Origin of the sequence: Pseudomonas sp. NY5710, from assembly GCF_013305665.1 — a bacterium.
Lineage (GTDB): Bacteria > Pseudomonadota > Gammaproteobacteria > Pseudomonadales > Pseudomonadaceae > Aquipseudomonas > Aquipseudomonas juntendi.
Genome location: NZ_CP045554.1, coordinates 1,591,914 through 1,604,467 on the forward strand (window position 1 = coordinate 1,591,914; position 12,554 = coordinate 1,604,467).

Here is a 12,554-nt window from a genome sequence, read left to right on the forward strand (position 1 = left end):
GCGCCGCGTGTACAACAAGTTTCAACTAAACCAGATAAAGGGAGATCAACGTGTGCCTTCGTGGGGGCTGTTACCAGTTGTTAATCGCCTTGCCGTTGCTGGCGAGGTGAATTTTATGGCTGCCACCTGGGCTGAAACAGGGGGTGTTTTGATAAAGTCTTTTAACAGAATCTGTAACAATCCTTCGGCCGGCGCGTTTCGCTGCATGCCAGGCAGGCTGTAAGGCCCGCGCCAGAGCTTTCTGCCGGTACGGCCGTACCAAATTACTACCAACGTCGAATGGCTTTTGTTGCTCTGGTACAGTTACAAACGGTCCCATACAAAAACAACTATTACACCGAGGTAACACAGATGAGTGCGGCTCCATTGTATCCCGTTCGTCCCGAGGTTGCGGCCACTACGCTGACCGACGAGGCCACCTACAAGGCCATGTACCAGCAATCGGTGATCAACCCGGACGGCTTCTGGCGCGAGCAGGCCCAGCGTATCGACTGGATCAAGCCGTTCACCAAGGTCAAGCAGACCTCGTTCGACGACCACCACGTCGATATCAAATGGTTCGCCGACGGCACTCTGAACGTTTCCTCCAACTGCCTGGACCGTCACCTAGAAGAGCGCGGTGACCAGCTGGCGATCATCTGGGAAGGTGACGACCCTTCCGAACACCGCAACATTACCTACCGCGAACTGCACGAGCAGGTCTGCAAGTTTGCCAACGCCCTGCGTGGCCAGGACGTGCACCGTGGTGACGTGGTCACCATCTACATGCCGATGATCCCCGAAGCCGTGGTCGCCATGCTGGCCTGTGCGCGCATCGGGGCGATCCATTCGGTGGTGTTCGGCGGCTTCTCGCCCGAAGCGCTGGCCGGCCGGATCATCGACTGCAAGTCCAAGGTGGTGATCACTGCCGACGAGGGCCTGCGCGGTGGTCGTCGTACCCCACTCAAGGCCAACGTCGACCTGGCGTTGACCAACCCTGAAACCAACAGCGTGCAGAAAATCATCGTGTGCAAGCGCACCGGTGGCGACATCGCCTGGCACCAGCACCGCGACATCTGGTACGAAGACCTGATGAAGGTGGCTTCCAGCCATTGCGCGCCGAAAGAAATGGGCGCCGAAGAAGCGCTGTTCATCCTCTATACCTCGGGTTCCACCGGTAAGCCAAAAGGGGTGCTGCACACCACGGGCGGTTACCTGGTGTATGCCGCGCTGACCCATGAGCGCGTGTTCGACTACCGCCCCGGCGAGGTGTACTGGTGCACCGCCGACGTGGGCTGGGTCACTGGCCACAGCTATATCGTCTATGGCCCGCTGGCCAACGGCGCCACCACCTTGCTGTTCGAGGGTGTGCCGAACTACCCGGACATCACCCGGGTGTCGAAGATCATCGACAAGCACAAGGTCAACATCCTCTACACCGCGCCAACGGCCATCCGCGCCATGATGGCCGAAGGGCAGGCTGCCGTGACCGGGGCCGATGGCTCCAGCCTGCGCCTGCTGGGGTCGGTGGGCGAGCCGATCAACCCGGAAGCGTGGAACTGGTATTACAAGGCCGTGGGCAAGGAGCGCTGCCCGATCGTCGACACCTGGTGGCAGACCGAAACCGGCGGCATCCTGATCAGCCCGCTGCCGGGTGCCACCGGCCTGAAACCAGGGTCTGCAACCCGGCCGTTCTTCGGCGTGGTGCCGGCACTGGTGGACAACCTGGGCAACCTGATCGACGGTGCGGCCGAGGGCAACCTGGTGATCCTCGATTCCTGGCCTGGGCAGTCGCGTTCGCTGTATGGCGACCACGACCGTTTCGTGGATACCTATTTCAAGACCTTCCGCGGCATGTACTTCACTGGCGACGGCGCGCGCCGGGACGAGGACGGTTACTACTGGATCACCGGTCGCGTGGACGACGTGCTCAACGTGTCGGGCCACCGCATGGGCACGGCCGAGATCGAAAGCGCCATGGTGGCTCACGCCAAGGTGGCCGAAGCTGCAGTGGTGGGTGTACCCCACGACATCAAGGGGCAGGGCATTTACGTGTATGTCACCCTCAATGCGGGTGTCGAGGCCAGCGAGCAGTTGCGCCTGGAATTGAAGAACTGGGTGCGCAAGGAGATCGGCCCTATCGCTTCACCGGATGTGATCCAGTGGGCGCCTGGGCTGCCCAAGACCCGCTCCGGCAAGATCATGCGCCGCATCCTGCGCAAGATTGCTACCGGTGAGTACGATGCGTTGGGCGATATCTCGACCCTGGCCGACCCTGGAGTGGTGCAGCACCTGATCGACACTCACAAGGCGATGAGCCTGGCTTCGGCCTGATGGCGGCCCCGCGGGTGCGCTGAATGACAGGGGCCGCTTTGCGACCCATCGCGACGCAAGGCCGCTTGTGTCTTGAGAGGGGATTAGCATCTGGAGTGAGAGCGGTGAATGACAAGCTGCATGCCGCAGGTGCCTAGAGCACGAGTAGGAGCAGAAGCTGTCATTCACCGTTCCACTTGTGGGAGCGGGCGTGCCCGCGAACACCGGCGCAGCCGGTGCCACATACCGCGTCGCCTGCTTCGCGGGCAAGCCCGCTCCCACAATGAATCGTGCAGGCTTTTCAAATTTTGGGAAAGACAGTTGCTCCTACAGAAACCCTGCCCGGGCAACCGGCGGGGTTTTTGCTTTACTGTTACCCGACAATCATCGGTAACCGTTCTGTCACCGGTGCCGCACAATGGCGGGGCGCGCGGAAACAAAACCGGCCCATATCAGTGCAGGTTCATGACATTTGACGCCCTGCGGCTCGCCCCACTTGCCGTAATTCGAGGCTTTGCCAATAATAGGCCCAGGAATTGCTAGTTCTATAGGTTCTATTTCTTGCGCTTTTGCATATTTTGCAATGGCTGTCAACATCGCCCGCGGCGGTTTCAGGCGCTTCTATAAGTAGTTGTCGCTTTGAAGAAATATCGACTACCGGGCTGTCGTTAGAATGCCACTCACTCGCTCGTGGTATGCGGCCTTGGTCGAACCCTGCGCGGCTCGCGTTGTACTCATTCGCATATCGGGCAGCCGTGATCTGCCTTGTATTGCCCCGTACCGATGGAGTTACCTGATGAAGAAGCTTGCACTGCTTGGCGCCCTGGCGCTGTCCGTGTTTTCCCTGGTATCGCAGGCCGATGAAAAGCCGTTGAAAATCGGCATCGAGGCCGCTTACCCACCCTTCGCCTTCAAACAGCCCGACGGCAGCATCGCTGGCTTCGACTACGACATCGGCAACGCCTTGTGCGAAGAGATGAAGGCCAAGTGCACCTGGGTCGAGCAAGAATTCGATGGCCTGATTCCGGCGCTGAAGGTGCGCAAGATCGACGCCATCCTGTCGTCGATGTCGATCACCGAAGACCGCAAGAAGTCGGTCGACTTCACCAAGCGCTACTACCTGACCCCGGCGCGCCTGGTCATGAAGGAAGGCACCACCGTCAGCGCCAGCCTGGACGAACTCAAGGGCAAGAAGATCGGCGTACAGCGCGGCTCGATCCACGACCGCTTCGCCAAGGAAGTGCTGGGCGCCAAAGGTGCCACCGTCGTGCCTTACGGCACCCAGAACGAAATCTACCTGGACGTGGCAGCCGGTCGCCTCGATGGCACCGTGGCTGACGCCACCCTGCTGGAAGACGGCTTCCTGAAAACCGACGCCGGCAAGGGCTTTGCCTTCGTAGGCCCGGCCTTCACCGACGCCAAGTACTTCGGTGATGGCATCGGCATCGCCGTGCGCAAGGGTGACAAGGCCAACGTCGACCGTATCAACGCGGCCATCGATGCCATTCGGGCCAACGGCAAGTACAAAGAAATCGAGAAGAAGTACTTCAACTTCGACATCTACGGTCCAGACTCGAACTAAGACGTCGGGTTTCACCTGTGCAATGGTGCAAACAGCAGAGGCTCTGAGGTTTGCACCATTTTTCATTCTCTAGGTCGAGGACCTCATCATGTTGAAAGGCTACGGGGCAGTCATCCTCGACGGGGCGTGGCTGACGCTGCAGCTTGCCCTGTCGTCGATGGCCCTGGCCATCGTGCTCGGCCTGATCGGTGTGGCGCTGCGCTTGTCGCCGGTGCGCTGGCTGGCCTGGCTTGGCGACCTGTATTCCACGGTCATCCGTGGCATTCCGGACCTGGTCCTGATCCTGCTGATCTTCTACGGCGGGCAAGACATCATCAACCGGGTGGCGCCGCTGCTCGGCTACGAAGACTACATCGACCTCAACCCGCTGATCGCGGGCATCGGTACCCTGGGCTTCATCTTCGGTGCCTACCTGTCGGAAACCTTTCGCGGCGCCTTCCTCGGCATTCCAAAGGGGCAGGCCGAGGCGGGGTTCGCCTATGGCATGAACGCGCGCCAGGTGTTCTTCCGTATCCAGGTTCCGCAAATGATCCGCCTGGCGATTCCTGGTTTCACCAACAACTGGCTGGTGCTGACCAAAGCCACCGCGCTGATTTCGGTGGTCGGCCTGCAGGACATGATGTTCAAGGCCAAACAGGCGGCCGACGCCACGCGCGAGCCGTTCACCTTCTTCCTGGCGGTGGCCGCGTTGTACCTGGTGCTGACCAGTGTTTCGCTGCTGGCCCTGAAGTTTCTGGAGCGCCGCTACTCGGTGGGCGTCAAGGTGGCTGAACTATGATCTTCGACTACAACGTCATCTGGGAGGCGTTGCCGATGTACTTCGGCGGCCTGCTGACCACCCTCAAGCTGCTGGCCATTTCGTTGTTCTTCGGCTTGCTGGGGGCTATTCCGTTGGGCTTGATGCGGGTGTCGCGCCAGCCGGTGGTCAACTTCACCGCCTGGCTCTATACCTATGTGATCCGCGGGACGCCGATGCTGGTGCAGCTGTTTCTGATCTACTACGGCCTGGCCCAGTTCGAAGCGGTACGCGACAGTGTCTTCTGGCCGCTGTTGTCCAGCGCCACCTTCTGTGCGTGCCTGGCGTTTGGCATCAACACCAGTGCCTACACCGCAGAAATCATCGCCGGCAGCCTCAAGGCCACGCCGCATGGCGAGATCGAGGCGGCCAAGGCCATGGGCATGTCACGCATGAAGATGTACCGCCGCATCCTGCTGCCTTCGGCCCTGCGCCGGGCGCTGCCGCAGTACAGCAACGAAGTGATCATGATGCTGCAGACCACCAGCCTGGCGTCGATCGTCACCCTGATCGACATAACCGGGGCCGCACGCACGGTCAATGCGCAGTACTACCTGCCTTTCGAGGCCTATATCACGGCGGGCGTGTTCTACCTGTGCCTGACCTTCATCCTGGTGCGCCTGTTCAAGATGGCCGAACGCCGCTGGCTCGGCTACCTGGCGCCACGCAAGCACTGACCGCTTTGTGAGAATCGACAGCATGTACAAACTCGAAGTCCAAGACCTGCACAAGCGCTACGGCAGCCATGAAGTACTCAAGGGCGTGTCGCTGGCGGCCAAGGCCGGCGACGTCATCAGCATCATCGGCTCCAGCGGTTCGGGCAAGTCGACCTTCCTGCGTTGCATCAACCTGCTGGAGCAGCCGCACGCCGGCAAGATCCTGCTCAACAACGAAGAGCTCAGGCTGGTCGCTGGCAAGGACGGCGCGCTGAAGGCCGCAGACCCGCGTCAGCTGCAGCGCATGCGCTCGCGGCTGTCGATGGTGTTTCAGCATTTCAACCTGTGGTCGCACATGACCGCGCTGGAGAACATCATCGAGGCGCCGGTGCATGTGTTGGGCGTGAACCGCAAGGAAGCCCTGGAAAAGGCCGAGCACTACCTGGCCAAGGTGGGTGTCGCCCACCGCAAGGACGCCTTCCCGGGGCACATGTCTGGCGGGGAGCAACAACGTGTGGCAATTGCCCGCGCCCTGGCGGTGGAGCCGGAGGTTATGCTGTTCGACGAGCCGACTTCGGCACTCGACCCCGAGCTGGTCGGCGATGTGCTGAAGGTAATGCAGGCGCTGGCCCAGGAAGGCCGGACCATGGTCGTGGTCACCCACGAAATGGGCTTTGCCCGCGAGGTGTCCAACCAGTTGGTGTTCTTGCACAAGGGGCTGGTGGAAGAGACCGGCTGCCCGCGTGAAGTGCTGGCCAACCCGCAGTCGGAACGCCTGAAGCAGTTCCTCTCCGGCAGCCTGAAGTAAAAGCTGCATTTTTGCACCAGAATAGGGCATGCTGCGCGGCGAGCGCGGCCTGACCCGGCGCACAGACTCGAACGACCTCAGGTTTCGGACCGTACCTTATGACCACCCAGCGAATCGGTTTTCTCATCTGGCCCAGCACCAGGCCCTTGACCCTGGCGCTGGCCGAGGAAGTGTTGCAGGTGGCGCAGCGGGTGCATCCGGACGTGGTCTACGAACTGTCGTTCCTGCAGGCCGAGCCTGCGCCGGAAGGTGCCTGGCGCCTGCCAGGCGAGCCCTGGAACGGTGGCCTGGAAGGTTGTCACAAGCTGTTCCTGCTGGCAGACGAGCCACCCGTGGCGGTAGGGGCTGCGTTGTCGGCCGCGCTCAAGCAGCTGGCGCGCAGCGGCTGCATGATCGGGGGGCTTGCAGCCGGTGTGTACCCGCTGGCGATGCTGGGTTTGCTCGATGGTTACCGGGCTGCCGTACACTGGCGTTGGCAGGATGATTTTGCCGAGCGCTTCCCCAGGGTCATCGCCACCAGCCACCTGTTTGACTGGGATCGTGACCGCCTCACGGCGTGCGGCGGCATGGCCGTTACCGACCTGCTGCTGGCGGTGCTGGCCCGCGATCACGGCGCCGAGCTTGCCGGTGCGGTGTCGGAGGAACTGGTGGTCGAGCGTATCCGCGAAGGGGGCGAGCGCCAACGCATTCCGCTGCAGAATCGTCTTGGCTCCAGCCACCCCAAGCTGACCCAGGCGGTGTTGCTGATGGAAGCCAATATCGAAGAACCGCTGACCACCGACGAAATTGCCCAGCACGTATGCGTCTCGCGCCGGCAGTTGGAGCGCATTTTCAAGCAGTACCTGAACCGCGTGCCGAGCCAGTACTACCTGGAGCTGCGGCTGAACAAGGCGCGGCAGATGCTGATGCAGACCAGCAAATCGATCATCCAGATCGGGCTTTCCTGTGGTTTCTCGTCGGGGCCGCATTTTTCCAGTGCGTACCGCAATTTCTTTGGTGCCACGCCGCGGGAAGACCGTAACCAGCGGCGTAGCAGCAGCCCGTTCGAGTTGAGTTCGGCGCCGGCTGAAAAGGGTTGATAGCTCGGTTGGGGTCGGGGTGTATGCCTTGAAGGTGATGGTGGGGCGGATATCGTGCGCCGCGCTACTAGAACAACGTCATGCACCCGCCACGGCGCGATACCAACGCCTCACACCCGCCCCGGCATAAAAATATCGGCTTGCACCTTCTACTCCTTCATCTCCAGGTGAACACCCGTTCACCCAGCCCCCTCTCTCCCGTACACTGCGCGATTGCGACAGTGTTTGTCGCATTGCCGAAAACCTTGCTAAAACTGGGTTTTGCGCTGTAACAAGTTGTCGCTTGGCCGCAAGGACAGGCGCAGATCAGTCCTTACAATCCCCCCATCGCTCGCCACTTCCAGGCCAGCGTTCCTCTTCAGGAGACTCAGATGTCCGTTGAGCAAGCCCCGGTGCAACGTGCCGATTTCGACCAGGTCATGGTCCCCAACTATTCTCCGGCGGCCTTCATTCCTGTGCGAGGCGAGGGTTCCCGTGTCTGGGACCAGTCCGGTCGCGAGTTGATCGACTTTGCCGGCGGCATCGCGGTAAACGCCCTGGGCCACTGCCACCCGGCGCTGGTCAAGGCCTTGACCGAGCAGGCCAACACCCTCTGGCACGTCTCCAACGTATTCACCAACGAACCGGCTTTGCGCCTGGCCCACAAGCTGGTAAGCGCCACCTTTGCCGACCGTGCGTTCTTCTGCAACTCCGGCGCCGAGGCCAACGAGGCTGCCTTCAAGCTGGCCCGCCGGGTTGCCCATGACCGCTTCGGCCCTGAAAAGCACGAAATCATCGCCACCGTGAACAGTTTCCACGGTCGTACCCTGTTTACCGTCAGCGTCGGCGGCCAGCCGAAGTACTCCGATGGCTTCGGCCCGAAGATCACCGGCATCAGCCACGTGCCGTACAACGACCTGGAAGCGTTGAAGGCACAGATTTCCGACAAGACGTGCGCCGTGGTGATCGAGCCGATCCAGGGTGAGAGCGGCGTGGTGCCGGCCGACAAGGCTTACCTTGAAGGCGCTCGCAAGCTGTGTGACGAGCACAATGCCCTGCTGATCTTCGACGAAGTGCAGACGGGTGTGGGCCGTACCGGCTCGCTGTATGCCTACCAGCACTACGGCGTGACCCCGGATATCCTCACCAGCGCCAAGAGCTTGGGCGGTGGCTTCCCGATCGGCGCCATGCTGACCACCACCGAGCTGGCCAAGCACCTGGCTGTGGGCACCCACGGCACCACCTACGGCGGCAACCCGCTGGGCTGCGCGGTTGCCTGCGCGGTGCTGGACGTGGTCAACACCCCGGAAACCCTGGCCGGCATCAAGGCCAAGCACGCGCGGTTCAAGGCCCGCCTGGAGCAGATCGGGCAGAAGTACAGCCTGTTCAGCCAGGTGCGTGGTGTTGGCCTGCTGCTGGGTTGCGTCTTGGCCGAGGCCTGGCAAGGCAAGGCCAAGGACGTACTCAATGCCGCCGAGAAAGAAGGCGTGATGGTGCTGCAGGCCGGTCCGGACGTGGTCCGCTTCGCGCCAAGCCTGGTGGTTGAAGACGCCGATATCGATGCAGGCCTGGACCGCTTCGAGCGCGCCGTTGCCACGCTGACCCAAGGCTGATCCGCCTGCGGTCCCTTCGCCGGCCGCAGCCAAGGTTGTACCAGGCCGGCGATTTGCGATTCCACAGCAGGTGCCCATGCGCCTGCCGTTTTTCCGTGCCGCCATGAGCGGCCCGTATTCCAAAGGAGTGACACCATGCTGGTGATGCGCCCCGCGCAAATGGCTGATCTGAACGAAGTGCAGCGCATGGCTGCCGACAGCCCCATTGGTGTCACCTCGCTGCCGGACGACTCTGCTCGCCTGGGCGACAAGATTGCCGCCTCCGAGACGTCCTTCGCCGCGGAGGTCAGCTTCAATGGCGAGGAAAGCTACTTCTTCGTGCTCGAAGACAGCGAAACCGGCAAGCTCGCCGGCTGCTCGGCCATCGTGGCCTCGGCTGGCTACTCCGAGCCGTTCTACAGTTTTCGCAACGAGACCTTCGTGCACGCCTCGCGCGAGCTGAAGATCCACAACAAGATCCACGTGCTCTCGCTGTGCCATGACCTGACCGGCAACAGCCTGCTGACCAGTTTCTACGTGTTGCCAGAGCTGGTGAACAGCGGCTGGGCCGAACTCAATTCCCGCGGCCGCCTGCTGTTCATGGCTGCGCACCCGGAACGCTTCGCTGACTCGGTGGTGACCGAGATCGTCGGTTACAGCGACGAAAAGGGCGAATCGCCGTTCTGGGACGCCATTGGGCGCAATTTCTTCGACCTCAACTATGCCGATGCCGAGCGCCTGTGCGGCCTGAAGAGCCGCACCTTTCTCGCCGAACTCATGCCGCACTACCCGATCTACGTGCCGCTGCTGCCAGACCTGGCGCAGGAAGCCATGGGCCAGGTGCACCCGCGGGCGCAGATCACCTTCGACATCCTCATGCGTGAGGGCTTCGAGACCGAGCACTACATCGACATATTCGACGGCGGCCCAACCTTGCATGCGCGTACCTCGGGCATCCGCTCGATCGCCCAGAGCCGGGTGGCCCCGGTGAAAATCGACGACGCGCCAACCAAGGGCGGGCGCCCGTACCTGGTGTGCAACGGCCTGTTGCAGGACTACCGGGCAGTGCTGCTGGAGCTGGATTGGGTGCCCGGCAAGCCGGTCAGCCTGAGCGTTGCAGCAGCCGAGGCGCTGGGCGTGGGTGAGGGCGCCAGCGTGCGCCTGGTGGCGGCCTGAGGTCTGGCAACAGGCGTTTCGGGATTGATGCGTTAGCAGAGTTTCGCGCCGGCCCATGCCGCCGCACAAGGAGATAGCATGATCGTTCGTCCTGTACGCAGCAGCGATTTGCCTGCGTTGATCGAATTGGCACGCAGCACCGGCACCACCGGGCTGACCACGCTGCCGGCCAACGAAGAGCGCCTGGAGCATCGCGTAGGTTGGGCGGAAAAGAGCTTTCGGGGCGAGGCCGAGCGCGGCGACACCGACTACCTGTTCGTGCTGGAAAACGACGAAGGCCTGGTGGTAGGCATCAGTGCCATCGCCGGTGCCGTTGGCTTGCGCGAGCCTTGGTACAACTACCGGGTCGGCCTGACCGTCAGTGCCTCGCAGGAGCTGAAGATCTACCGCGAAATCCCTACGCTGTTTCTGGCCAACGACCTGACCGGCAACTCCGAGCTGTGCTCGCTGTTCCTGCGCAGCGACTACCGCGCCGGGCTCAACGGCCGCTTGCTGTCGCGGGCGCGCATGCTGTTCATTGCCGAGTTCCCCGAGTTGTTCGGCAAGAAGATCATCGCCGAAATGCGCGGCATGTCGGATGAGCAGGGGCGTTCGCCGTTCTGGGAAAGCCTGGGCCGGCACTTCTTCAAGATGGAGTTCAGCCAGGCGGACTACCTGACCGGCGTGGGCAACAAGTCGTTCATCGCCGAGCTGATGCCGAAGTTCCCGCTGTACACCTGCTTCCTGTCCGACGCGGCGCGCAACGTGATCGGCCGTGTGCACAAGGACACCGAGCCGGCACTGGCCATGCTCAAGCAGGAAGGTTTCACTTACCAGGGCTACGTCGACATTTTCGACGCCGGCCCGGCCATCGAGTGTGACACCGCCAGGATCCGCGCCGTGCGCGACAGCCAGACGCTGGTGCTGGCGGTCGGCACGCCGGGCGATGACGCCACCCCCTACATCATCCACAACCGCAAGCGCGACGACTGCCGTATCACCGCTGCACCTGCGCGGCTGGCCGCCGGAACCCTGGTGGTCGACCCGCTGACCGCCAAACGCCTGCGCATGGGCGCCGGCGACAATGTGCGCGCGGTACCTATGTCGGCGAGCCGGGAGGGCCAGTAAATGACCACGCACTACATCGCCGGCAATTGGCAGGCCGGCCAGGGCGAGCCCCTGCAATCGCTGAACCCGGTCACCCAGGCCGTGATCTGGCAGGGGCAGGGCGCCGACGCCAGCCAGGTCGGCGCCGCCGTAAAGGCTGCGCGCCAGGCGTTCCCAGCCTGGGCGCAACTGAGCCTGGACGCGCGCATCGGTGTGCTGGAGCAATTTGCCGCACAGTTGAAGGCGCATGCCGAAGCCATGGCCCAGTGCATTGGCGAGGAAACCGGCAAACCGCTGTGGGAGTCGGCCACCGAAGTGACCAGCATGATCAACAAGGTGGCCATTTCCGTACAAAGTTACCGCGAGCGTACCGGTGAAAAGAGCGGCCCGCTGGCCGATGCCACGGCAGTGCTGCGGCACAAGCCCCATGGTGTGGTCGCGGTGTTCGGCCCTTACAACTTCCCAGGCCACCTGCCGAACGGGCATATCGTTCCGGCGCTGCTGGCGGGCAACTGCGTGGTGTTCAAACCGAGTGAGCTGACCCCCAAGGTGGCCGAACTGACGGTGCACTGCTGGATCGCCGCCGGCCTGCCGGCGGGTGTGCTGAACCTGGTTCAGGGCGGGCGTGAAACCGGCGTGGCACTGGCTGGCGACCCAGGTATCGATGGCGTGTTCTTTACCGGTTCCAGCCGCACTGGCAACCTGTTGCACCAGCAGTTTGCCGGGCGCCCAGACAAGATCCTGGCGCTGGAAATGGGCGGCAACAACCCATTGCTGGTAGACGAGGTCAAGGACCTCGACGCTGCGGTTTACACCATCATTCAGTCGGCGTTCATTTCCGCCGGCCAGCGCTGCACCTGCGCACGTCGCCTGCTGGTGCCCCAGGGTGCCTGGGGCGATGCGCTGCTCGCGCGCTTGGTCGAGGTGTGCAGAACCATCACGGTGGGGGCGTTCGATGAGCAGCCGGCACCGTTCATGGGCTCGGTGATTTCGCTGCAGGCCGCGCAGGCGCTGCTGGCTGCCCAGGCCGAACTGGCCGCCAAGGGCGGGGTGAAACTCCTGGAAATGACGCAGCCGCAAGCCGATGCCGCATTGCTTACCCCTGGCATCGTCGATGTCAGCGCCGTGGCGCAGCGCCCGGATGAAGAGTTCTTCGGGCCGCTGCTGCAAGTGGTCCGCTATGCCGATTTCGATGCGGCCATCGATGAAGCCAACAACACCCAGTACGGCCTGGCTGCCGGCTTGCTGTCCGATTCGCGCGCCCGCTACCAGCATTTCTGGCTGCGCAGCCGCGCCGGCATCGTCAACTGGAACAAGCAACTGACCGGTGCAGCCAGCAGTGCACCCTTCGGTGGCGTCGGTGCCAGTGGCAACCATCGCGCCAGTGCTTATTACGCGGCCGACTACTGCGCTTACCCCGTGGCTTCGCTGGAGACTGCCAGCCTTGCCTTGCCGGCCACCCTTACGCCGGGCGTCACCCTATAACAACAGGTCACGGAGCCTTGCCG

General features: G+C 62.6%; 10 protein-coding genes. All 10 read left to right on the forward strand.

The window, feature by feature from the left end:
* Nucleotides 1-351: 351 nt before the first annotated feature.
* Entirely contained in the window at nucleotides 352-2,313 is a 1,962-nt protein-coding gene (acs, locus tag GEV39_RS07255; protein WP_173888013.1) for an acetate--CoA ligase, read from the forward strand.
* A 775-nt stretch (nucleotides 2,314-3,088) separates the two neighbouring features.
* Nucleotides 3,089-3,874: an L-arginine-binding protein AotJ gene (aotJ, locus tag GEV39_RS07260; RefSeq protein WP_173888014.1), complete on the forward strand. Its 786-nt coding sequence runs from the start codon at nucleotides 3,089-3,091 to the stop codon at nucleotides 3,872-3,874.
* A gap of 88 nt (nucleotides 3,875-3,962) precedes the next feature.
* Nucleotides 3,963-4,652 (forward strand): ABC transporter permease, encoded by a 690-nt coding sequence (locus GEV39_RS07265; protein ID WP_173888015.1) that lies wholly within the window; start codon nucleotides 3,963-3,965, stop codon nucleotides 4,650-4,652.
* Entirely contained in the window at nucleotides 4,649-5,347 is a 699-nt protein-coding gene (locus tag GEV39_RS07270; protein ID WP_029887202.1) for an ABC transporter permease, read from the forward strand. The genes GEV39_RS07265 and GEV39_RS07270 overlap by 4 nt, the downstream gene beginning before the upstream one ends.
* A 22-nt stretch (nucleotides 5,348-5,369) precedes the next feature.
* A complete protein-coding gene (locus GEV39_RS07275) occupies nucleotides 5,370-6,134 on the forward strand; it encodes an ABC transporter ATP-binding protein (RefSeq protein ID WP_009681485.1) in 765 nt (254 codons plus the stop codon).
* 98 nt (nucleotides 6,135-6,232) lie between these two features.
* Nucleotides 6,233-7,213 (forward strand): transcriptional regulator ArgR, encoded by a 981-nt coding sequence (argR, locus tag GEV39_RS07280; RefSeq protein ID WP_009681484.1) that lies wholly within the window; start codon nucleotides 6,233-6,235, stop codon nucleotides 7,211-7,213.
* Nucleotides 7,214-7,584: 371 nt separating this feature from the next.
* On the forward strand, nucleotides 7,585-8,805 hold the full coding sequence (locus GEV39_RS07285; protein ID WP_054881942.1) for an aspartate aminotransferase family protein: 1,221 nt from the start codon (nucleotides 7,585-7,587) through the stop codon (nucleotides 8,803-8,805).
* A gap of 135 nt (nucleotides 8,806-8,940) precedes the next feature.
* Nucleotides 8,941-9,960: an arginine/ornithine succinyltransferase subunit alpha gene (gene aruF / locus GEV39_RS07290; protein ID WP_054912723.1), complete on the forward strand. Its 1,020-nt coding sequence runs from the start codon at nucleotides 8,941-8,943 to the stop codon at nucleotides 9,958-9,960.
* Between the two features lie 78 nt (nucleotides 9,961-10,038).
* Nucleotides 10,039-11,067 (forward strand): arginine N-succinyltransferase, encoded by a 1,029-nt coding sequence (astA, locus tag GEV39_RS07295; RefSeq protein ID WP_054912724.1) that lies wholly within the window; start codon nucleotides 10,039-10,041, stop codon nucleotides 11,065-11,067.
* Nucleotides 11,068-12,531: a succinylglutamate-semialdehyde dehydrogenase gene (astD, locus tag GEV39_RS07300; protein ID WP_173888016.1), complete on the forward strand. Its 1,464-nt coding sequence runs from the start codon at nucleotides 11,068-11,070 to the stop codon at nucleotides 12,529-12,531.
* Nucleotides 12,532-12,554: the final 23 nt, after the last annotated feature.